Annotated in this window: 31 protein-coding genes and 1 pseudogene; all 32 read right to left on the bottom strand. The window is 63.2% G+C overall.

Annotation, left to right across the window (positions count from 1 at the left end; translation table 11 throughout):
• Positions 1 to 13: 13 nt before the first annotated feature.
• Positions 14 to 994: an RluA family pseudouridine synthase gene (locus tag FJW07_RS26535; RefSeq protein WP_140859325.1), complete on the bottom strand. Its 981-nt coding sequence runs from the start codon at positions 992 to 994 to the stop codon at positions 14 to 16.
• Between the two features lie 152 nt (positions 995 to 1,146).
• A complete protein-coding gene (locus tag FJW07_RS26530) occupies positions 1,147 to 1,971 on the bottom strand; it encodes an aspartyl/asparaginyl beta-hydroxylase domain-containing protein (RefSeq protein ID WP_140708834.1) in 825 nt (274 codons plus the stop codon).
• Between the two features lie 299 nt (positions 1,972 to 2,270).
• Complete coding sequence (locus tag FJW07_RS26525; protein ID WP_140708832.1) at positions 2,271 to 3,581, bottom strand: replication-associated recombination protein A; 1,311 nt, start codon at positions 3,579 to 3,581, stop codon at positions 2,271 to 2,273.
• 47 nt (positions 3,582 to 3,628) lie between these two features.
• Complete coding sequence (locus FJW07_RS26520; protein WP_140646274.1) at positions 3,629 to 5,116, bottom strand: DegQ family serine endoprotease; 1,488 nt, start codon at positions 5,114 to 5,116, stop codon at positions 3,629 to 3,631.
• A gap of 193 nt (positions 5,117 to 5,309) precedes the next feature.
• Positions 5,310 to 5,741 carry a 50S ribosomal protein L17 gene (rplQ, locus tag FJW07_RS26515; RefSeq protein ID WP_140646275.1) on the bottom strand — a complete coding sequence of 144 codons (432 nt, stop codon included), beginning with the start codon at positions 5,739 to 5,741 and terminating at the stop codon, positions 5,310 to 5,312.
• 104 nt (positions 5,742 to 5,845) lie between these two features.
• On the bottom strand, positions 5,846 to 6,856 hold the full coding sequence (locus FJW07_RS26510; RefSeq protein ID WP_040983001.1) for a DNA-directed RNA polymerase subunit alpha: 1,011 nt from the start codon (positions 6,854 to 6,856) through the stop codon (positions 5,846 to 5,848).
• Between the two features lie 97 nt (positions 6,857 to 6,953).
• Positions 6,954 to 7,343, bottom strand: a complete 390-nt coding sequence (gene rpsK / locus FJW07_RS26505) for a 30S ribosomal protein S11 (RefSeq protein ID WP_006205444.1) — start codon at positions 7,341 to 7,343, stop codon at positions 6,954 to 6,956.
• 141 nt (positions 7,344 to 7,484) lie between these two features.
• A complete protein-coding gene (gene rpsM / locus FJW07_RS26500) occupies positions 7,485 to 7,853 on the bottom strand; it encodes a 30S ribosomal protein S13 (RefSeq protein WP_140646276.1) in 369 nt (122 codons plus the stop codon).
• Between the two features lie 210 nt (positions 7,854 to 8,063).
• Positions 8,064 to 8,654, bottom strand: a complete 591-nt coding sequence (locus FJW07_RS26495; RefSeq protein ID WP_140657161.1) for an adenylate kinase — start codon at positions 8,652 to 8,654, stop codon at positions 8,064 to 8,066.
• Entirely contained in the window at positions 8,651 to 9,991 is a 1,341-nt protein-coding gene (gene secY, locus FJW07_RS26490; protein ID WP_140657159.1) for a preprotein translocase subunit SecY, read from the bottom strand. The genes FJW07_RS26495 and secY overlap by 4 nt, the downstream gene beginning before the upstream one ends.
• A 258-nt stretch (positions 9,992 to 10,249) precedes the next feature.
• Complete coding sequence (gene rplO / locus FJW07_RS26485) at positions 10,250 to 10,723, bottom strand: 50S ribosomal protein L15 (RefSeq protein WP_140646279.1); 474 nt, start codon at positions 10,721 to 10,723, stop codon at positions 10,250 to 10,252.
• A 22-nt stretch (positions 10,724 to 10,745) separates the two neighbouring features.
• Positions 10,746 to 10,943 carry a 50S ribosomal protein L30 gene (gene rpmD, locus FJW07_RS26480; RefSeq protein ID WP_027170355.1) on the bottom strand — a complete coding sequence of 66 codons (198 nt, stop codon included), beginning with the start codon at positions 10,941 to 10,943 and terminating at the stop codon, positions 10,746 to 10,748.
• 25 nt (positions 10,944 to 10,968) lie between these two features.
• On the bottom strand, positions 10,969 to 11,532 hold the full coding sequence (rpsE, locus tag FJW07_RS26475) for a 30S ribosomal protein S5 (protein WP_032933400.1): 564 nt from the start codon (positions 11,530 to 11,532) through the stop codon (positions 10,969 to 10,971).
• Between the two features lie 148 nt (positions 11,533 to 11,680).
• On the bottom strand, positions 11,681 to 12,043 hold the full coding sequence (gene rplR / locus FJW07_RS26470; protein WP_140646280.1) for a 50S ribosomal protein L18: 363 nt from the start codon (positions 12,041 to 12,043) through the stop codon (positions 11,681 to 11,683).
• A 138-nt stretch (positions 12,044 to 12,181) separates the two neighbouring features.
• Positions 12,182 to 12,715 (bottom strand): 50S ribosomal protein L6, encoded by a 534-nt coding sequence (gene rplF / locus FJW07_RS26465; protein WP_140646281.1) that lies wholly within the window; start codon positions 12,713 to 12,715, stop codon positions 12,182 to 12,184.
• Positions 12,716 to 12,805: 90 nt separating this feature from the next.
• Entirely contained in the window at positions 12,806 to 13,204 is a 399-nt protein-coding gene (gene rpsH / locus FJW07_RS26460; RefSeq protein WP_042642201.1) for a 30S ribosomal protein S8, read from the bottom strand.
• Positions 13,205 to 13,216: 12 nt separating this feature from the next.
• A complete protein-coding gene (gene rpsN, locus FJW07_RS26455) occupies positions 13,217 to 13,522 on the bottom strand; it encodes a 30S ribosomal protein S14 (RefSeq protein WP_042642199.1) in 306 nt (101 codons plus the stop codon).
• A gap of 26 nt (positions 13,523 to 13,548) precedes the next feature.
• The gene (gene rplE, locus FJW07_RS26450) at positions 13,549 to 14,127 is read right to left on the bottom strand and encodes a 50S ribosomal protein L5 (protein WP_095765509.1); all 579 of its coding nucleotides are present in this window, start codon (positions 14,125 to 14,127) and stop codon (positions 13,549 to 13,551) included.
• On the bottom strand, positions 14,120 to 14,434 hold the full coding sequence (gene rplX, locus FJW07_RS26445; RefSeq protein WP_095765510.1) for a 50S ribosomal protein L24: 315 nt from the start codon (positions 14,432 to 14,434) through the stop codon (positions 14,120 to 14,122). Before rplX ends, rplE begins: the two co-directional genes overlap by 8 nt.
• Positions 14,435 to 14,446: 12 nt before the next feature.
• Positions 14,447 to 14,815 (bottom strand): 50S ribosomal protein L14, encoded by a 369-nt coding sequence (rplN, locus tag FJW07_RS26440; RefSeq protein WP_006205457.1) that lies wholly within the window; start codon positions 14,813 to 14,815, stop codon positions 14,447 to 14,449.
• Between the two features lie 82 nt (positions 14,816 to 14,897).
• Positions 14,898 to 15,137 carry a 30S ribosomal protein S17 gene (gene rpsQ, locus FJW07_RS26435; RefSeq protein ID WP_023675136.1) on the bottom strand — a complete coding sequence of 80 codons (240 nt, stop codon included), beginning with the start codon at positions 15,135 to 15,137 and terminating at the stop codon, positions 14,898 to 14,900.
• An 11-nt stretch (positions 15,138 to 15,148) separates the two neighbouring features.
• A complete protein-coding gene (gene rpmC / locus FJW07_RS26430) occupies positions 15,149 to 15,349 on the bottom strand; it encodes a 50S ribosomal protein L29 (RefSeq protein ID WP_140859324.1) in 201 nt (66 codons plus the stop codon).
• Between the two features lie 12 nt (positions 15,350 to 15,361).
• On the bottom strand, positions 15,362 to 15,775 hold the full coding sequence (gene rplP, locus FJW07_RS26425; protein ID WP_027170364.1) for a 50S ribosomal protein L16: 414 nt from the start codon (positions 15,773 to 15,775) through the stop codon (positions 15,362 to 15,364).
• 27 nt (positions 15,776 to 15,802) lie between these two features.
• Entirely contained in the window at positions 15,803 to 16,537 is a 735-nt protein-coding gene (rpsC, locus tag FJW07_RS26420; RefSeq protein ID WP_095765512.1) for a 30S ribosomal protein S3, read from the bottom strand.
• A complete protein-coding gene (gene rplV / locus FJW07_RS26415) occupies positions 16,537 to 16,926 on the bottom strand; it encodes a 50S ribosomal protein L22 (RefSeq protein ID WP_006205462.1) in 390 nt (129 codons plus the stop codon). Before rplV ends, rpsC begins: the two co-directional genes overlap by 1 nt.
• Positions 16,927 to 16,928: 2 nt before the next feature.
• A complete protein-coding gene (gene rpsS, locus FJW07_RS26410; protein ID WP_015317982.1) occupies positions 16,929 to 17,207 on the bottom strand; it encodes a 30S ribosomal protein S19 in 279 nt (92 codons plus the stop codon).
• Between the two features lie 16 nt (positions 17,208 to 17,223).
• Positions 17,224 to 18,057 (bottom strand): 50S ribosomal protein L2, encoded by an 834-nt coding sequence (gene rplB, locus FJW07_RS26405; protein WP_095818138.1) that lies wholly within the window; start codon positions 18,055 to 18,057, stop codon positions 17,224 to 17,226.
• A gap of 22 nt (positions 18,058 to 18,079) precedes the next feature.
• Complete coding sequence (locus tag FJW07_RS26400) at positions 18,080 to 18,373, bottom strand: 50S ribosomal protein L23 (RefSeq protein WP_040983033.1); 294 nt, start codon at positions 18,371 to 18,373, stop codon at positions 18,080 to 18,082.
• Positions 18,370 to 18,990: a 50S ribosomal protein L4 gene (gene rplD, locus FJW07_RS26395; RefSeq protein WP_140646283.1), complete on the bottom strand. Its 621-nt coding sequence runs from the start codon at positions 18,988 to 18,990 to the stop codon at positions 18,370 to 18,372. Before rplD ends, FJW07_RS26400 begins: the two co-directional genes overlap by 4 nt.
• Positions 18,990 to 19,709, bottom strand: a complete 720-nt coding sequence (gene rplC, locus FJW07_RS26390; protein WP_127252190.1) for a 50S ribosomal protein L3 — start codon at positions 19,707 to 19,709, stop codon at positions 18,990 to 18,992. The genes rplD and rplC overlap by 1 nt, the downstream gene beginning before the upstream one ends.
• A gap of 108 nt (positions 19,710 to 19,817) precedes the next feature.
• Complete coding sequence (rpsJ, locus tag FJW07_RS26385; RefSeq protein WP_006205468.1) at positions 19,818 to 20,126, bottom strand: 30S ribosomal protein S10; 309 nt, start codon at positions 20,124 to 20,126, stop codon at positions 19,818 to 19,820.
• 69 nt (positions 20,127 to 20,195) lie between these two features.
• Positions 20,196 to 20,420 (bottom strand): annotated as a pseudogene (tuf, locus tag FJW07_RS26380) (elongation factor Tu); the annotation flags it as partial.

The following is a 20,420-nucleotide window of genomic DNA, read 5'->3' as shown; positions in this document are numbered from 1 at the left end:
GGCGACAGCCAAGTCAGTCCTCCGCGCTCTGGTCGTCGAAGCCGATCAGGTTCCAGCTCTGGCGCATATGCGGCGGCATCGGCGCCGTGACGTCGATGACGCCCTGGTCCGGATGCGGGATGATAATGCGGCGCGCATGCAGGTGCAGGCGGTTTTGAATGCCGCCCGGGAAATCCCAGTTGGTATCTGCCTCGAAATATTTTGGGTCGCCGATGATCGGACAACCTATATAGGCGGCGTGAACGCGAAGCTGGTGGGTGCGGCCGGTATAGGGCTCCATCTCCAGCCAGGTCATCGTCTGCGCCGCCTGCTCGATGACGCGGTAGTAGGAGACGGCGTGGTCGGCGCCCTTCTCTCCATGCGCGGCCACGCGCACGCGGTCGCCATCCTCCGTCGGCTCCTTGATCAGCCAGGTCGAGATCTTGTCCTCGCGCTTGGGCGGCACGCCCTTGACCAGCGCCCAGTAGGTTTTCTTGGTCTCGCGCGCCCGGAACGCTTCCGACAGCTTCATCGCCGCAAGACGGGTGCGGGCAACCACCAGCACGCCGGACGTGTCGCGGTCGAGGCGGTGGACGAGGCGCGGCTTCTCGCCCTTCTGATTGCGCCAGGCCTCGAGCATGTCGTCGACATTGCGGGTGACGCCCGAGCCGCCCTGCACGGCGAGCCCCGCTGGCTTGTTGAAGACGAAAACCTTCGGGTCCTCATGCAAGAGCATCTTGGCGAGCACGTCGGCATCGCCCTGGTTGCGGATCGAGTGACCGGTGAGCGGCGCGTCGCCCTTCTTATCGACGTCGAGCGGCGGAACGCGGACAGACTGGCCGGGCTCGACACGCGTGTCGGCCTTCACCCGGCCGCCATCGACGCGGATCTGGCCGGACCGAAGCAATTTCTGCAGATGGCCGAAGCCGAGGCCCGGATAATGGACCTTGAACCAGCGGTCGAGCCGCATGCCCGCCTCGCCGACCTCAATCGTGATCTGTTCAACACCCGCCATGGATACGCTTTTCCGTTTGAAAGCGGCGCCATAGCACTAAGGCAGGCATTGTGCGAGCCAAAGACCCAACAAAGCGCGACGATTACCCCAATCGCAGCCATCCGAGGTTCGGCCGCACGCTGGCCGACCTTTGGATTGAAGCGGGGCCGTAGTCAGTTGGCAGCCTTCGGCTTGGACGAGCCGATCATCTTCCAGTTCTTGTAGAAGACGGAATTGATGCGCTCCACGCTGACCGAGACGATCGAGAGAAGGCCAGCGATCAGCCTCGGGAACGGAGACGGACGGATGATGTCGACGAAGACGCAATAGCGGCGGCCGTCATATTCGTTGACCGAGCGGTGGAAGAGTGTGTCGTCGAAGATGAACAGCGGGTTGTCGTACCAGTAGTTCTTCTTGCTGCCGCACTGGACGAAGATCTCCGCCTTCACCGGGATCAGGTTGTAGAGGATGCGCAGGCTGAGCCGCAGCGGTCCGAAATGCCACGACGTGGATTCGCGCTTGCTGAAAACGGATACCGCGATCGTCTTGATGTATTTGTAATCCTTGTTGAATTCGGGAACGTTGTCGATCTTGTGCTTGCCGTACCACTGGTAGACATACATGCCACGCCGGCCGGTGCCGAAATTGGCGTCGATATCGGCGATGATCTCGTCCTTGCGGGCGTTGAAGACGCCCAGCACCTCGTTGATCTCGCGCTGATAGTCCTCGGGGAACTGCTCGGGCTTCCAGACGCCGGGGTTGCGGTAGCAGAGAAGGTCGACGATCAGGTTGAACGGCGACAGCAGCCAGGTGAAAAGGCCATTGCCGAGGAAATAGCGCTCGAACAGATTCCGGTTCTTCTGGTCGTTGCGCATGACGTCGATCAGGCCGAAGACGACCCAGATGGCGGTCAGGATCGGGATGAAGTAGACGGCGAGCGCGAGAACCACGACTGCAATCGCAGCCTTACGGAGCGTCTTGACGGTTTTCTTTGTCATTGTCATTCGCGCGGGAGCGCGATCCTGTTCCGTTTGCCAAAATCACGGCGACCCCCGCCCGCCGTGCGTCTTGATAAGATTTTTTGTTTCCCGGCACAATGCCGCGCACGGTCCCGGTGGTCGGCCCGGATGAATATTTGGAGTGTGTTACTCCACTTTAACTCAATGCACGGCCGGCAAACCAAGCTCGTCCCATCTTTCCCTAGGGATCGGATCGCCGACCAGGAATTCGCAGCCGACGACGCTTTCGCCATGGCGCGGCTTCGCGACGAAGCGTGCCGACCGCAGGGGCACGCAACTCAGCTGCTCCGTTCGCCGCGCAGCTTTGCCCAGTATTCCAACCGCTTGCGGATATCGCGCTCGAAACCGCGCTCCGGCGGATCGTAGAAAGTGCGCCGGCCCATCTTCTCCGGAAAATAGTCCTGGCCTGAAAATGCGTCCGGCTCGTCATGGTCGTAGCGATAGCCGGCGCCGTAATCCTCCTGCTTCATCAGCTTGGTCGGCGCATTGAGGATGTGTTTGGGCGGCAGCAGCGAGCCGAACTCCTTGGCGGCCGCGGTCGCAGCCTTGAAGGCGGTGTAGACAGCGTTCGATTTCGGCGCTGTGGCCAGATAGACAGTGGCTTGGGCGAAGGCGAGTTCGCCCTCGGGCGAACCGAGATAGTCATAGGCATCCTTGGCCGCATTGGCGACGACAAGCGCCTGCGGATCGGCGAGCCCGATATCCTCCACCGCCATGCGCACGAGCCGGCGGCCGAGATAGAGCGGATCCTCGCCGGCATCGAACATGCGGGCAAGATAGTAGAGCGCGGCATCCGGATCGGAGCCGCGCACCGATTTATGCAGCGCCGAGATCAGATTGTAATGGCCGTCCTGGCCTTTGTCGTAGATCGGGGCGCGGCGCTGAATGACGCGCTGCAGGCCCTCCGGGCCGAACACCTCGCCTTTCTTGGCGGCGCGCCAGACTTCCTCAGCCAGCGTCAGCGAGGCGCGGCCGTCGCCATCCGCCATGCGGATCAGCATGGCGCGCGCTTCTTCGTCGAGCGGCAGCGCCCTGCCCTCGGTTTCTTCCGCCCGGGCCAGAAGCTTGGCGATGCTTTCCTCGCCCAGCGAACGGAACACCAACACACGCGCTCGCGACAGAAGTGCTGCATTCAACTCAAAGGACGGGTTCTCTGTCGTGGCGCCGACCAGCACCACGGTGCCGTCTTCCATCACCGGCAAAAAACCGTCCTGCTGGGCGCGGTTGAAGCGATGGATCTCGTCGACGAAGAGCAGCGTCTGGCGGCCATTGGCGCGCCTCAGCTTCGCTGCCTCGAACACTTTCTTGAGGTCCGCGACACCGGAAAATACGGCCGAAATCTGCTCAAAGGCAAGATTGGTCTCGCCGGCGAGCAGCCGCGCCACCGTCGTCTTGCCGGTGCCGGGCGGCCCCCAGAAGATCATCGAGCCGAGCGAACCGGAATCGATCAACCTGGTCAGGGCGCCGTCGGGGCCGGTCAGATGCTCCTGGCCCACGACCTCGCCGAGGTTTTTGGGGCGCAACCGGTCGGCAAGCGGTCGCCCGGGCGCCACTTTCTCCGGTTCATCGGAACTGAACAGATCGGCCATGCAAGTCTTTTGGTTGAAAAGCGATCTTCAAAGATGGGAAGACCGCCTCAATAGCGCAACACCTGGCGCAGTATCTGCCCGCCGCGCTCGACGGTAAAGCGCCACCAGCGCGTGTCCTGCTGAGCAACCTGCGCCAGCGTCGCCGCAGTGTCGATGGTGGTGCCGTTGACCTCGCGCACGATATCGCCGGGCTGGAAGCCGAAATCGGCGGCCGGCGAATCGCGGCTGATATCGATGACGGTGACGCCCTTGATATCCGTGCGAAGGCCAAGGCGCTGGGCAAGCCGGGGCGACAGCTCCGTGACCTTGGCGCCGGAAAAGGGACTGCGACCGCGCAAGGTGACTTCGCTGGGCTTGGCGCCTTCCGGCGCGCGCTCCAGCGGAATCTCCAACGTCGCCTGCTGCCCTTTGCTCAGCACGGCAAACGTCGCCTTGGTGCCGATCGACAGCGTCGCCATGCGGTAGTCGAGCGCCTCGATGCTTTCAACCGGCGTGTTGTTGAGCGACAGGATGACGTCGCCAGGCTTCAGGCCAGCCTTGCCCGCGGGCCCGGTCGCGTCCACGGACGACACCAGGGCGCCGGTCGGCTTCTCCATGCCGAGAGATTCGGCGATCTGCGGCGTCACCATTTCGAACTCGGCGCCGATATAGGGGCGCTCGAAGAAGTCGAGCCCGGCCTTGGCGGCGTCGGCAAAGGCGCGCACCATGTTCGAGGGAATGGCGAAGCCGATGCCGATCGAGCCGCCGCTGCGGCTGTAGATCGCGGTGTTGATGCCGACCAGTTGGCCGCCCATGTTGATCAGCGCGCCGCCCGAATTGCCGGGATTGATGGCCGCATCGGTCTGGATGAAATAGCCCGAATCCGAAACGCCGATATGGCTGCGGGCAAGCGCCGAGACGATGCCGCTGGTGGTGGTCTGGCCGACGCCGAACGGGTTGCCGATGGCGAGCACCAGGTCGCCGACCTCGAGCGCGTCGGAATCGCCGATGGCGATCACCGGGAACGGCTTGTCGGCCGAGATCTTGAGCACGGCGAGATCGAGCGTCTCGTCCTTGAGCATGACCTTGGAGGTGAACTCGCGTCCGTCGGCGGTCGCGACCTTCACCTCGTCCGCATCCTTGATGACGTGGAAGTTGGTGACGATGACGCCGCTCGGATCGACCAGCACGCCGGAGCCCAGCGAGGACTGCGCGCGCGGCTGGGCACGGCCGAAGAACTCCTCGAAGAAGGGATCGCCCTCGAAAGGCGACGTCACCTTTGCGGTCTGCGAGGCATAGACATTCACCACGGCCGGGGCCGTCTGCTTGACCAGCGGCGCGAAGGAGAGCTGCACCTCCTCGCGGCCGAACGGCACGCGCTTGTCGGGGCCGGACGTGCCGTTCTCGCCCTCGACGCCATGCAGGAGGTCGGTCAGCACATCGGAGAGGCCCGGATCGGCCGGCTTGGCGGCATCCTCGGCAAAAGCCTGTCTTGCGGCCGGTGCCGCGGCGAAGACCGCCAGCGCGGCAACAAGAAACAGTCGTTTGAGATGCATTCTCGAATCCCTCCGGATAGGGCGCCATTGTCCCGACGATTGTGCAGAATGAAAGGCTAATGCACACAAATGCGACACTTGTCGCGCAAAAGCGTTCGCGCAAGGGCGAAAAATCTGCACGCCTGCCGCCCCTCCGGCAAATGCAAAAAGGGGCCCGCAGGCCCCTTGAAGTCATTGACGAAAACGCTTGACCTCAGGCGGCTGCGGCTTCCTCGTTGGCGCCCTCGGCCTCGAGGCGGGCGCGGTCGGCGGCACCCTTGGCCGAGGTGTCGCGGTCGACGAATTCGATGACCGCCATCGCGGCGTTGTCGCCCTTGCGGAAGCCCGCCTTCATGATGCGCAGATAGCCGCCGTTGCGGGTGGCGTAGCGCGGGGCGAGGGTTTCGAACAGGCGCTTGACGACGCCTTCATTGCCGATCTGGGCGATGACCTGACGACGGGCGTGCAGGTCGCCGCGCTTGCCGAGCGTGACGAGCTTCTCGACGATCGGACGCAGGTCCTTCGCCTTCGGCAGGGTGGTGAGGATCTGCTCGTGCTCGATCAGAGACACGGCGAGGTTGGCGAACATTGACTTGCGGTGGCTTACGCTGCGGGCGAAGCGACGGCCTTTGAAACCGTGGCGCATGGCTCTTTTCCTTCTTCAGTTGCTCAAGAGGCCACGGCCTCTGATGGTTTTCCGCATGACCGTCGGATCGAGCGGCTCTCGCCGCCGATCCTTGGAATTCATGCTCAATATTGGTCTTCGTAACGCTTGGCGAGGTCTTCGATGTTTTCCGGCGGCCAGTCCGGCACTTCCATGCCGAGATGGAGGCCCATGGCCGCCAGCACTTCCTTGATCTCGTTCAGCGACTTGCGGCCGAAGTTCGGGGTGCGCAGCATCTCGGCTTCGGTCTTCTGGATCAGGTCGCCGATATAGACGATGTTGTCGTTCTTCAGGCAGTTGGCCGAACGCACCGAAAGCTCGAGCTCGTCGACCTTCTTGAGCAGCGCCGGGTTGAAGGCGAGCTCGGTGACGGCTTCGGCGGCGACTTCCTTCTGCGGCTCGTCGAAGTTGACGAAGAGCGCAAGCTGGTCCTGCAGGATGCGGGCGGCGAAAGCCACCGCGTCCTCGCCCGAGATCGAGCCGTTGGTCTCGATGGTCATGGTCAGCTTGTCGTAGTCGAGCACCTGGCCCTCGCGGGTGTTCTCGACCTTGTAGGAGACCTTCTTGACCGGCGAGTAGAGGCTGTCGACCGGGATCAGGCCGATCGGCGCGTCCTCGGCGCGGTTGCGCTCTGCCGGCACATAGCCCTTGCCCGTGTCGACGGTGAACTCCATGCGGATCTCGGCGCCCTCGTCCAGCGTGCAGATCACGTGGTCGGGGTTGAGGATCTCGACGTCGCCCACGGTCTGGATGTCGCCGGCGAGCACGGCGCCCGGGCCCTGCTTGCGAACGACCATGCGCTTGGGACCATCGCCTTCCATGCGGATGGCGATTTCCTTGATGTTGAGCACGATGTCGGTCACGTCCTCGCGCACGCCGGCGATGGACGAGAATTCATGCAGCACGCCGTCGATCTGCACGGCGGTGACGGCCGCGCCGCGCAGCGAAGACAAAAGCACGCGCCGCAGCGCGTTGCCCAGCGTCAAGCCAAAGCCGCGCTCGAGCGGCTCGGCCACCAGCGTGGTCAGCGTCTTCTTCTTCGACGAGAACTCGATCTTGTTCGGCTTGATCAGTTCCTGCCAGTTTTTCTGGATCATAAATGTCTTCCTTCCTTTGCCCCGCCACCATCCAATCGTGGCGGGCGACACGGAAAACCGCGGAGGAACGCCGTGGCGTTCGCGCGGCGCTTAAAAATCAGACGCGGCGCTTCTTGCGCGGACGGCAGCCATTGTGCGGGATCGGCGTCACGTCACGGATCGAGGTGATGGTGAAGCCCGCCGCCTGCAGCGCGCGGAGCGCCGATTCACGGCCGGAGCCGGGTCCGCAGACCTCGACCTCGAGCATGCGCATGCCGTGTTCCTGGGCCTTCTTGGCGACGTCCTCGGCAGCCATCTGGGCGGCGAACGGGGTCGACTTGCGCGAACCCTTGAAACCTTGCGCGCCGGCCGACGACCAGGCAATCGAATTGCCCTGCGCGTCGGTGATGGTGATCATGGTGTTGTTGAAGGTCGAATTGACGTGGGCAACGCCCGACGAAATGTTCTTGCGTTCGCGACGGCGAACACGAGCGGCTTCCTTGGCCATGGTAGTCCTTTCAGTTGATCTCTACACCGCCGTAATGCCAGCGGCTCCACCTTGGGAAGGCAGTAGGGGAGTAAGGCAGTAAGGGAGTAGGGAAAACACAATCCCTATTGCCTTACTGCCCTACTCCCTTACTCCCCTAAATTACTTCTTCTTGCCGGCGATCGCCTTGGCCGGACCCTTGCGGGTGCGCGCATTGGTATGCGTGCGCTGGCCGCGGACCGGCAGCGAGCGGCGGTGACGCAGGCCGCGGTAGCAGCCGAGGTCCATGAGCCGCTTGATGTTCATCGAGACTTCACGGCGCAGGTCGCCTTCGACCTGGTAATCACGGTCGATCGCCTCGCGGATCTGCAACACTTCCGCGTCGGTCAGTTGGTTGACGCGGCGGTCCGCCGGGATGCCGACCTTGTCGACGATCTCCTGGGCAAACTTCTTGCCGATGCCGTGAATGTACTGAAGCGCGATGACGACGCGCTTGTTAGTCGGAATGTTGACGCCGGCTATACGAGCCATTTTCTTCTCTTTCTCCATGTGGGCCGGGCATGCCCGGCGCTGTCGAAGTTGCCCCGCGTCCGGTGGAGGCCGGCCCTTGCGGGAGTTTCCTGGTTCAAAGCGACCGCCTTGCCCGCAAGGGCAAGCAAAGTCCATGCCTGATAGGAAGACGGGCCGCCATACCCCAACGGCCCACTTCAGTCAAGCGCAATCTTTAATTGTCGGCCCGGCCTACTTCGCCGCAGCCGCGAGGACCTTGCCGATCTCGGCGGTCACGGCATCGATACTGGCCATGCCGTCGACGGTCTTGAGCTTGCCTTTGGCGTAGTAGTAGCCGATCAGCGGCGCCGTCTTCTTGTAGTATTCGCGCAGGCGTTCCTCGAACACCGCCGGGTTGTCGTCCTTGCGCACCGGCTGGCCGGCGGCCTTGGCATCTTCGGCGCGTTTGACGATTCGCCCAACCAGCGCCTTGTCATCGACGACGAGCTCGATGACGGTGTCGAGCGCTATGCCGCGCTCGGCGAGCATCGCCTCCACCGCGTCGGCCTGGACCAGCGTGCGCGGATAACCATCGAGGATGAAACCCTTGGCGCAATCCGGCTGATCGATGCGTTCGGCGACGATGGCGTTGACGATCGCATCCGAGACCAGCTCACCGGCATCCATCACCGCCTTGGCACGCTTGCCGACCTCGGTTCCGGCCTGGACGGCGGCACGCAGCATGTCACCAGTCGAGAGCTGAGGGATGCCGTGTTTTTCTACCAGTCTTTGTGCTTGCGTCCCCTTGCCCGCTCCTGGCGGCCCAAGCAATATCAGCCTCATCTGCTCCTCTTCCCCCCGCGCAACTTCGACTTCTTGATCAGGCCCTCATACTGGTGCGCGATCAGGTGACCCTGAATCTGCGCCACCGTGTCGAGCGTGACACTGACCACGATCAGAAGCGATGTGCCACCGAGGTAGAAAGGTACGCCAGTCGCCGAAATCAGGAACTCCGGCAGCAGACAGACCAGCACCAGATAAATGGCGCCGATGACGGTTATGCGGGTCAGAACATAGTCGATATAGTCGGCGGTGCGCTCGCCCGGACGATAGCCCGGGATGAAGCCGGAGTGCTTCTTGAGCTGGTCGGCCGTGTCCTTCGGGTTGAAGACGATCGCCGTGTAGAAGAAGGCGAAGAAGACGATCATGCCCGCATAGAAGACCATGTAGAGCGGCTGGCCGTGGCCGAGCGAAGCGAGGATCGTGCTGGCCCAGGCCGGAAGGTTCGTCGTCTGCGAGAAGCCCGCGACCGTCGCCGGCAGAAGCAGCAGCGAGGACGCGAAGATCGGCGGGATGACGCCAGAGGTGTTGAGCTTCAGCGGCAGATGCGAGGTATCGCCCTGGAACATGCGGTTGCCGACCTGGCGCTTCGGATACTGGATGAGCAGACGGCGCTGTGCGCGCTCGAAGAAAACGATGAGCGCGATGACGATGATGGCCAGCACGATGATCGCGAGGATGAGGCCCGTCGACAGCGCGCCGGTGCGGCCGAGCTCCAGCGTGCCGGAGATCGCGCGGGGCAGGCCGGCGACGATGCCGGAGAAGATGATCAGCGAAATGCCGTTGCCGATGCCGCGCGCGGTGATCTGCTCGCCGAGCCACATCAGGAACATGGTGCCGCCGACCAGCGTGACGACGGTCGAGATGCGGAAGAACATGCCGGGATCGTTGACGATGCCGTTGCCGCCCTCGAGGCCGATCGAAATGCCGTAGGCCTGGATCAGCGCCAGGAGCACGGTGCCGTAGCGCGTGTACTGGTTGATGATCTTGCGACCCTGCTCGCCTTCCTTCTTCAGCGTTTCCAGCGAAGGGATGACCGAGGTCATCAGCTGCATGATGATGGAGGCGGAGATGTAGGGCATGATGCCCAGCGCGAAGATCGCCATGCGCTGCACAGCGCCGCCGGCGAACATGTTGAACATGCCGAGCACGCCCTTGCTCTGCGAGGAGAAGGCTTGGGCGAAAGCGTCGGGATTGATGCCGGGAAGCGGGATATAGGTGCCGAGGCGGTAGACGAGCAGCGCGCCGATGGTGAACCAGATGCGCTTCTTGAGGTCCTCGGCCTTGGCGAAGGCCGCGAAATTCAGATTGGAGGCTAGTTGTTCAGCAGCCGAGGCCATGCCTGATTCTCCGCTAGACCATGATGCCGAAAAGTGTGGAGCGGTTTTCGGACGATATCATGCTCTACTTCTTTTGATTTCCATATCACGCTCGATGCCCGCAGCTCAGGCGGCGCGTGTCACCGAAGCTCACGAGATAAGCTCCGGACCGTAAACATGCAAGCGGCCGCGTTGACGCGGCCGCCCAATTCATCCGGTCAAAGCGCGGTTCGACGGAAAATGCGAAATCATCCCGGTCGGCCGCGCTTCAAATTGCCGTTACTCGGCGGCGGCCGCTTCCGGCAGCTTCACCGAACCGCCGGCCTTCTCGATCTTCTCGATCGCGGCCTTGGAGGCGCCGGCGACGTCGAAGGAGAGCTTGGCCTTGAGTTCGCCGTCGGACAGCACGCGCACGCCGTCCTTGGCGCGGCGGATGACGCCGGCGGCAACCAGGGCCTCGGCCGTCACGGTCGCCTTGGCGTCGAGCTTCTTGGCATCGATCGCGGCCTGGATACGAGCCAGCGACACAACGGTGAAGCTCTTGGCGAAGATGTTGTTGAAGCCACGCTTCGGCAGGCGCCGGTAGAGCGGCATCTGGCCGCCCTCGAAGCCGTTGATGGCAACGCCCGAGCGGGCCTTCTGGCCCTTGACGCCGCGACCGGCGGTCTTGCCCGAGCCGGAGCCGATGCCGCGACCGAGGCGCTTCCTGGAGTGCGTGGCGCCGTCCTTGTCACGCAGATCGTTGAGTTTCATGTTTCTTCTCCTGCGCTTCCGTTCAGGCCTCGTCCACGACGCGGACGAGGTGCTGGACGGCGGCGATCATGCCGCGCACCGAAGGGGTATCTTCCAGCGTGCGCCGCTTGTGCATCTTGTTCAGGCCGAGGCCGACCAGCGTCGCGCGCTGCTCCTTCGGCCGGCGGATCGGCGAGCCGATCTGCTCGACGGTGATGGTCTTGGTAGCTTTCTTGGCCATGGTCGAAATCCCTGGTCAGCGTCGACTATTCTTCAGCCGCAACGGCGGTGCCGCGGCGGGCCTGAAGGGTCGAGTACTTGATGCCGCGCGCGGCAGCCACATCCTTCGGATGCATCTGGCTCTTCAGCGCGTCGAAGGTGGCGCGAACCATGTTGTAGGGGTTCGACGAACCCATCGACTTGGCGACCACGTCATGCATGCCGAGCGTCTCGAAGACGGCGCGCATCGGGCCGCCGGCGATGATGCCCGTACCCTGCTTGGCGGCGCGCAGCAGAACGCGCCCAGCGCCCCAACGGCCCTCGACGTCGTGATGCAGCGTGCGGCCCGAACGCAGCGGCACGAAGATCATGTCGCGCTTGGCCGACTCGGTCGCCTTGCGGATCGCTTCCGGCACTTCGCGCGCCTTGCCGTGGCCGAAGCCGACGCGGCCCTTCTGGTCGCCGACGACGACGAGAGCGGCAAAGCCGAAACGACGGCCGCCCTTCACCACCTTGGCGACGCGGTTGATGTGGACGAGCTTGTCCACCATGCCGTCGTCACGCTCTTCGCGCTCGCGGCCGCGGCCGCCTTCTCTACGTTCCTGTGCCATATCCTAGTCCTTGTTCTTTTCCGGAAGCACGGGTTGCTGTTTGCCGACGCCGCTTGGGGTCGTCAGCGGCGAATTTTTCCTTTGCATGATCTTATCCGAAAAGTCTGCAACTTTTCGCTGCGCGGACCTCCCGGTTCGGGATCATGCATTAGAAGCTGAGACCGCCTTCGCGGGCAGCCTCGGCCAGCGCCTTGACGCGGCCATGATAGATATACGGGCCGCGGTCGAAGACGACTTCCTTGACGCCTGCCTTGGTGGCGCGCTCGGCGATCAGCTTGCCGACCGCGGCGGCGGCAGAGGTGTCGGCGCCGGTCTTGAGCGAACCCTTGAGGTCCTTCTCCAGCGTCGAGGCGGCGGCCAGCGTGTGGCCGTTGGCGTCGTCGATGACCTGGACGTAAATGTTCTTCGAGGTGCGGTGCACCGAAAGCCGCGGACGCTCGCCGGCGACCTTCTTCAGCTGGCGGCGCACGCGCTGCGCGCGGCGTTGGATGGTTTCTTTGGGACTTGCCATAATGTCAGTTCCTTGCCTTCAGAAAACGGGGGCAACCCTGTGCGGTAGGCCAAGCCTCCCGCGGCCGCTCCCCGCGGCGTTACACTTCTGCGGCTTGGCCCTTTGCGAAAAGTCTGCAACTTTTCGGGGCCAGGCCTATTACTTCTTCTTGCCTTCCTTGCGCACGATGCGCTCGTTGGCATAGCGCACGCCCTTGCCCTTGTAGGGCTCGGGGCCGCGATATTCGCGGATCTCGGCGGCGACCTGGCCAACCTGCTGCTTATCGATGCCGGAGACGGTGATTTCGGTCGGCTTAGGCACCGTAATGGTGATACCCTGCGGCGTCTGATAAACCACGTCGTGGCTGAAGCCGAGCGCCAGCTGCAGGTTCTTGCCCTGCAACGCCGCGCGATAGCCGACGCCGGTGATCTCGAGCTTCTTCTCGAAGCCGTCCCTCACGCCCTGCAGGATGTTGACGATCTGCGTGCGCGACATGCCCCACTTGGAGCGGGCGTTCTTGGTCTGGTCGCGCGGCTCGACGGAGATCTCGTTGTTCTCCATCTTCACCAGCACTTCGTCGTTCACCACGAACTTCAGCTCGCCCTTGGGGCCCTTCGCCGTCACGGTCTGGCCGTTGACGGACGCGGTCACGCCCTGCGGCAGCAAAACGGGTTTCTTTCCGATACGAGACATTTTGTTGTCCTCGTCACTTCTTTCGTTTCAGGTTCCAGTTCCCGGGCGCGATCCCGAGAACCGAAGCCCATTCATCAATCTCGCGCCGGATCAGAAGATCTGGCAGAGGATCTCGCCGCCGACATTCTGCTCGCGCGCTTCATGGTCGGCCATGACGCCCTTCGGCGTCGAAAGGATGGCGATGCCGAGGCCGTTGGCGACCTGCGGGATCGACTTGGCCGAGACATAGACGCGGCGGCCAGGCTTCGAGACGCGCTCGATTTCGCGCACGACCGGAGCGCCGTCGAAATACTTCAGCTCGATCTCGATTTCGGACTTGCCGTTTTCGAAATCGGTCTGGCTGTAGTCGCGGATATAGCCTTCCGACTTCAGCACTTCGAGGACGCGGGCGCGCAGACGCGAGGCCGGGGTCGAAACGCTCGACTTCTTGCGGCCATAGGCGTTGCGGATGCGGGTCAGCATATCGCCGAGAGGATCGCTCAATGACATCTCAGTGTCTCCTTACCAGCTCGACTTGACCAGGCCCGGGATCTGGCCGGTATTGCCCAGATCGCGAAGCGCGATACGCGAAAGCTTCAGCTTGCGATAATAGGCGCGCGGACGGCCCGTCACTTCGCAGCGGTTGCGAATGCGGATCTTGGCCGAGTTGCGCGGCAGCGCCGAAAGCTTCAACTGGGCGCGAAAACGCTCTTCCATCGGCTTGGACTGATCCATGATGATGGCCTTGAGCGCCGTGCGCTTGGCGGCATACTGGTCGGCGAGCTTGCGGCGCCGGTTGTTCTTCTCGACTGAGCTGGTCTTTGCCATTTCAGATGTTTCCTTTTTCGCTGCCGTTACTGGCGGAAGGGGAAGTTGAAGGCCTTGAGCAGTGCTCTTGCCTCGTCGTCCGTCTTCGCCGTCGTACAAACGATGACGTCCATGCCCCAGACCTGATCAACCTTGTCGTAGTTGATCTCCGGGAACACGATGTGCTCCTTGATGCCCATGGCATAGTTGCCACGGCCGTCAAAGCTCTTCGGGTTCAGTCCGCGGAAGTCGCGAACGCGCGGCAGCGCGATGTTCACGAGGCGGTCGAGGAACTCGTACATGCGTTCCTTGCGCAGCGTGACCTTGGCGCCGATCGGCATGTTCTCGCGCACCTTGAAGCCGGCAATCGAGTTGCGGGCGCGGGTGACGACGGCCTTCTGGCCGGCGATCAGCGCGAGATCCTCGGCCGCGACCGAGGGCTTCTTGGAGTCTGCGGTTGCTTCGCCGACACCCATGTTCAGCACGATCTTGTCGATGCGCGGAACCTGCATGTCGTTGTCGTAGCCGAACTGCTCCTGCATCGCCTTGCGGATGGTCTCGTTGTAGACCTTCTTGAGGCGCGGCTCGTTCTTGGCAGTTGCCTGCTTGGTTTCAGCCTTAGCCATTGATGACTTCTCCCGAACGCTTGGCGACGCGCACCTTCTTGCCATCCTTCTGGATGGTGAAGCCGACGCGGGTCGGCTTGCCGTCCTTGGGGTCGGCCAGCGCGATATTCGACAGGTGGATCGGCGCTTCCTTGGTGATGATCCCGGCCTCTTGGGACTGGGTCTGCTTCTGGTGACGGCGAATGAGGTTCACGCCGCGGACGACCGCGGTGTCTTCCTTCGGCTGCACCGACAGGACTTCGCCCGAACGGCCCTTGTCCTTGCCGGCAAGCACGACGACCTTGTCGCCTTTTTTGATCTTTTGCATTGGTCCGGCTCCTTACAGCACTTCAGGCGCGAGCGAGATGATCTTCATGTGGTTCTTGGCGCGCAATTCGCGCGGAACCGGTCCGAAGATACGGGTGCCGATCGGCTCTTTCTTATTGTCGACGAGAACGGCCGCGTTCTTGTCGAAACGGATCACGCTGCCGTCCGGGCGGCGGATGTCCTTGGCCGTGCGAACCACGACCGCCTTCATCACATCGCCCTTCTTAACGCGGCCGCGCGGAATGGCTTCCTTGATCGACACCACGATGATGTCGCCGACGGAGGCATATTTCCGCTTCGAGCCGCCCAGCACCTTGATGCACATGACACGACGGGCGCCGGAATTGTCCGCGACGTCGAGGTTTGTTTGCATCTGAATCATGACTGGCCGCCTTCTTCTTTTCTAACGGGACGGGTTCTTCACCCCTCCCCGGTCTGTCCAAAATTCGGTTCGTTCGCCCGGATCAAGCCTGATCCGAAGAGACGACAACCCAGCGCTTGTCCTTGGAAATCGGCTTCGATTCCTGGATGAACACCTGGTCGCCGACCTTGTGGGCGTTGTTCTCGTCGTGCGCCTTGTACTTCTTGGTCATGCGCACGGTCTTCTTCATCACCGGATGGGTGAAGCGACGCTCGACCTTGACCACGACCGTCTTCTCGTTCTTGTCGCTGACGACGGTGCCCTGCAGGATGCGCTTTGGCATGGTTCTCGTCCTTAAGCCTTCTTGGCCGCGGATTTTTCCGCGGCGATGGTCTTGATGCGCGCGATGTCCTTGCGGACCTGCTTCACGCGCGCGGTCTTCTCGAGCTGGCCGGTGGCCTTCTGGAAGCGCAGGTTGAACTGCTCCTTCTTGAGGGCCGCCAGGTCGTCGGTCATCTGATCCTGGGTCTTGGTCCGGATGTCTTCGGCTTTCATGATCGCCTGTCCTTATTCTGCGATGCGCTGCACGAAGCGCGTCTTGACCGAGAGCTTGGCGGCGCCGAGACGCAGCGCTTCACGAGCGGTCTCCTCGCTGACGCCGTCGATCTCGAACATGATACGGCCGGGCTTGACGCGCGCCGCCCAGTAGTCGACGGCGCCCTTGCCCTTACCCATGCGGACTTCGGTCGGCTTCGAGGTGACCGGCAGGTCCGGGAACACCCGGATCCAGACGCGGCCGGCGCGCTTCATCTCGCGGGTGATCGCGCGGCGGGCCGCCTCGATCTCGCGCGCGGTGACGCGGTTCGGCTCAAGCGCCTTCAGCCCGAAACCGCCGAAATCCAGATTGGTGCCGCCCTTGGCGGTACCGTGGATACGGCCCTTGAACTGCTTGCGGAACTTTGTGCGCTTTGGCTGCAGCATCGTTCTAACTCCAAATTCTCAAATGTCTCAGGCGTTCTCGCGACGGCGGCCGCGTTCGCGCTCACCGCCAGCACCGCCGCCACCATGCGCGGCATCGCCTTCGGTTGCACGGCGCTCGGAAGCCATCGGGTCATGCTCGAGGATCTCGCCCTTGAACACCCACACCTTGACGCCGCAGATACCGTAGGCCGTGTTCGCCTCGGCCGTGCCGTAGTCGACGTCGGCGCGCAGCGTATGCAGCGGCACGCGGCCTTCGCGGTACCACTCCATGCGCGCGATTTCGGCGCCGCCGAGACGGCCGGAGCAGTTGATGCGGATGCCTTCGGCGCCGAGACGCATGGCCGACTGAACGGCACGCTTCATGGCGCGGCGGAACGCGATGCGGCGCTCGAGCTGCTGGGCGATCGACTGGGCGACCAGCGTGGCGTCGATTTCCGGCTTGCGCACTTCAACGATGTTGAGGTGCGTTTCGGACTTCGTCATCTCGGTCAGCTTCTTGCGAAGCTTCTCGATGTCGGCGCCCTTCTTGCCGATGATGAGGCCCGGACGCGCGGCGTGGATGGTGACGCGGCACTTCTTGTGCGGACGCTCGATCACGACCTTCGAGATCGCGGCCTGCTTGAGTTCCTTCTCGAGATACTTGCGGATCTTGAGGTCCTCGTGCAGCAGCTGGCCGTACTCGCCGGTGTTCGCGAACCAGCGCGAATCCCAGGTACGGTTGATGCCGAGACGCAGCCCGATCGGATTGACTTTCTGGCCCATTATGCGGCCTCCCCTTTTTCCTCGACTTCACGAACGACGATCGTGAGGTGCGAGAACGGCTTTTCGATACGGCTGGCGCGGCCGCGGCCACGAGCGTGGAAACGCTTCATGACGATCGACTTGCCGACATAGGCTTCCGCCACGATCAGAGCGTCGACGTCGAGGTCGTGATTGTTTTCCGCGTTGGCGATCGCCGATTCCAGCGTCTTCTTGACCGTGCCGGAAATCCGCTTGGCCGAGAATTCGAGGTCGGAAAGCGCTGTCGCGACCTTCTTGCCGCGGATCAGCGCGGCAACCAGGTTGAGCTTCTGCGGGCTGATGCGGATCGTGCGCAGAACGGCACGCGCCTCGTTATCAGCAAGCCTGCGCGGAGCTTTGGCCTTGCCCATGATTATTTCCTCTTCGCCTTTTTATCCGCGCCGTGACCGTAATAGGTCCGGGTCGGAGCGAATTCACCGAACTTGTGGCCGACCATGTCCTCGTTCACTGAGACGGGAACGTGCTTCTGGCCGTTGTAGACACCGAAGGTGAGGCCGACGAACTGCGGCAGGATGGTGGAGCGACGGCTCCACATCTTGATCACCTCATTGCGACCACCTTCACGAACCTTGTCCACCTTCTTGAGAAGGTAGCCGTCGATGAAGGGGCCTTTCCAAATCGAACGAGTCACTTGGCGTTACCTCTTCTTAGCTCTTGCGCTGATGACGCGAGCGCAGGATGAACTTGTCGGTCGCCTTGTTGGACCGCGTCTTCTTGCCCTTGGTCGGCTTGCCCCACGGGGAAACCGGATGGCGACCACCGGAGGTGCGGCCTTCGCCGCCGCCATGCGGATGGTCGACCGGGTTCATGGTCACGCCGCGATTGTGCGGGCGCTTGCCGCGCCACACGGTGCGACCGGCCTTGCCGTCGTTGATGTTGCCGTGATCGGGGTTCGACACGGCACCGACGGTGGCCATGCAGGAGCCGTGCACGACACGCTGCTCGCCCGAGTTGAGGCGCAGGATCGCCATGCCCTGGTCGCGGCCGACGAGCTGGGCGTAACCGCCAGCCGAACGGGCGACCTGGCCGCCCTTGCCCGGCTTCAGCTCGATGTTGTGGACGATCGTGCCGACCGGCATCGAGGCCAGCGGCATCGCGTTGCCCGGCTTCACGTCGACCGCTTCGCCGGCCACGATCTTGTCGCCGGCAGCAAGACGCTGCGGGGCCAGGATGTAGGACAGCTCGCCGTCGTCATACTTGATCAGCGCGATGAAGGCGGTGCGGTTCGGATCGTATTCGATACGCTCGACCGTGCCGACGACGTCGTACTTCTTACGCTTGAAGTCGATGATGCGGTACGAACGCTTGTGACCGCCGCCGATGAAGCGGGCCGTGATGCGGCCGTAGTTGTTGCGGCCGCCCGACTTGGTCAGGCCTTCGGTCAGGCCCTTGACGGGCTTGCCCTTGTAGAGGCCCGAGCGGTCGACGATGACCAGCTGGCGGGTGCTCGGCGTTACCGGGTTGAATTTCTTGAGTGCCATTGTCCTGTCCTCGCGGCCTTGCTCAGAGACCCGTCGCGACGTCGATCGACTGGCCGTCGGCCAGCGTCACAACCGCCTTCTTGACGTCGCCCTGGCGGCCAACGGTGCCGCGGAAGCGCTTGATCTTGCCCTTGCGGACGAGCGTGTTCACAGCCGTCACCTTGACGCCGAAGAGAGCTTCCACGGCAGCCTTGATTTCCGGCTTCGACGCCTTCTTGGCGACGTTGAAGACGACCTGGTTCTGCTCGGAAGCCATGGTCGACTTTTCGGTGATCGCCGGCGAGACGATCACGTCGTAGTGACGGAGGTCGGTCATTTAAAGCGCTCCTCGAGAGCCTCGACGGCGGCCTTCGAAAGGACCAGCGTGCCGCGGCGCAGAATGTCGTAGACGTTGATGCCCTGGATGGGCAGCACGTCGATGTTGGGAATGTTGGTCGCGGCCAGCTTGAAGTTCTGGTCAAGCTCGGCGCCGCCGATAACCAGGGCGTTGGTCAGCCCCAGCGTCTCGAGGTTCGCCACCAGCGCCTTGGTCTTGGCTTCGGTGAGCTTCAGCTCGTCGACGATGATCAGCGAAGCGCTCTTGGCCTTGGCCGAGAGAGCGTGCTTGAGGCCAAGCGCGCGGACCTTCTTCGGCAGCTCGTGCTCGTGGCTGCGAACGACCGGGCCGTGTGCCTTGCCGCCGCCGCGGAACTGCGGGGCGCGAGCCGAGTGGTGACGGGCGCGGCCCGTACCCTTCTGCTTGTACATCTTGGCGCCGGTGCGCGCGATTTCGGCGCGGCCCTTGGCCTTGTGCGTGCCCTGCTGCTTCTTGGCGAGCTGCCAGCGCACGACGCGCTGCAGGATGTCTTCGCGCGGATCAAGGCCGAAAATCTCCTCGGAGAGTTTCACCTTGCCGGCGTCCTTGCCGCCCAGCGTTGTGATCTTGAGATCCATTATTCGGCTCCCTCAGTGGCCGGGGCTTCGTTCTTGGCGGCAGCAGCGGCACGGATCGCGGCGGGCTTCGGCGCATTGGCCGGCAGCGCAACCTTGGCGGCGTCGCGAACCAGGATCCAGGCGCCCTTGACGCCGGGAACCGCGCCGCGGATCAGGATCAGGCCGCGATCGGCGTCGGTCGAGACGACCTCGACATTCTGCGTGGTGACGCGGGTGTCGCCCATGTGGCCGGCCATCTTCTTGCCCTTGAACACCTTGCCGGGGTCCTGGCGCTGACCGGTCGAACCGTGCGTGCGGTGCGAGACCGAGTTACCGTGCGTGGCGCGGCCGCCACCCATGTGGTGACGCTTGATCACGCCCTGGAAGCCCTTGCCGGTCGAAGTGCCCGTGACGTCGACCTTCTGGCCGGCGACGAAATGCTCGACGGTCAGCTCGGCGCCGACGTCGATCATGTTGTCGGCGGAAACGCGGAACTCGGCGACCTTCGCCTTCGGCTCGACGGAAGCGGCGGCGAAATGGCCGCGCATCGCCTTCGACGTGTTCTTCACCTTGGCGAGGCCAACGCCGAGCTGGACGGCGGTGTAGCCGTTCTTCTCCTGCGTGCGCTGGGCCACGACCTGGCAGTTCTCCATCTGGAGAACGGTGACGGGAACGTGCTCCCCGGCATCGTTGTAGATGCGGGTCATTCCCACCTTCTTTGCAATCACACCTGAACGCATCGGTTCAATTCCTTTAGAGTTCCCTGTCGGGGCTATCGCCCCTCCACGCCTCTTGTTCCTTTAGAGTTCCGGGCCAGGGGCACCGCCCCTTACCGCGCTCTCATTCCCTTAGAGCTTGATCTCGACGTCGACACCGGCCGCCAGATCGAGCTTCATCAAAGCATCGACCGTCTGCGGGGTCGGATCGACAATGTCGAGCAGCCGCTTGTGCGTGCGCATCTCGAACTGCTCACGGCTCTTCTTGTCGACGTGGGGCGACCGGTTGACCGTGAATTTCTCGATCCGCGTCGGCAGCGGAATGGGGCCGCGGACGTTGGCGCCGGTGCGCTTGGCGGTCGACACGATTTCGCGCGTCGAGGCGTCGAGCACCCGGTGGTCAAACGCCTTAAGGCGGATGCGGATATTCTGTCCGTTCATGCGTCAATTCCTTGTTCTGGCGCGGCGCGGGCAGCTCCCGCGCCCGCGACAGATCGGTTTCAGTCCAAATTACTCTTTGATGGTGACGACGATGCCGGCACCGACGGTGCGGCCGCCTTCACGGATGGCGAAGCGCAGCTTCTCTTCCATCGCGATCGGCACGATCAGCTCGACGTCGACGGTGATGTTGTCGCCGGGCATCACCATCTCGGTGCCCGCCGGCAGCGTCACGATGCCCGTCACGTCCGTCGTGCGGAAGTAGAACTGCGGACGGTAGTTGGTGAAGAACGGCGT

Source organism: Mesorhizobium sp. B3-1-9 (assembly GCF_006439595.1).
GTDB lineage: Bacteria > Pseudomonadota > Alphaproteobacteria > Rhizobiales > Rhizobiaceae > Mesorhizobium.
Note: the sequence above shows the minus strand (reverse complement) of the source record. Positions and strands in the feature narration are given on the sequence as shown.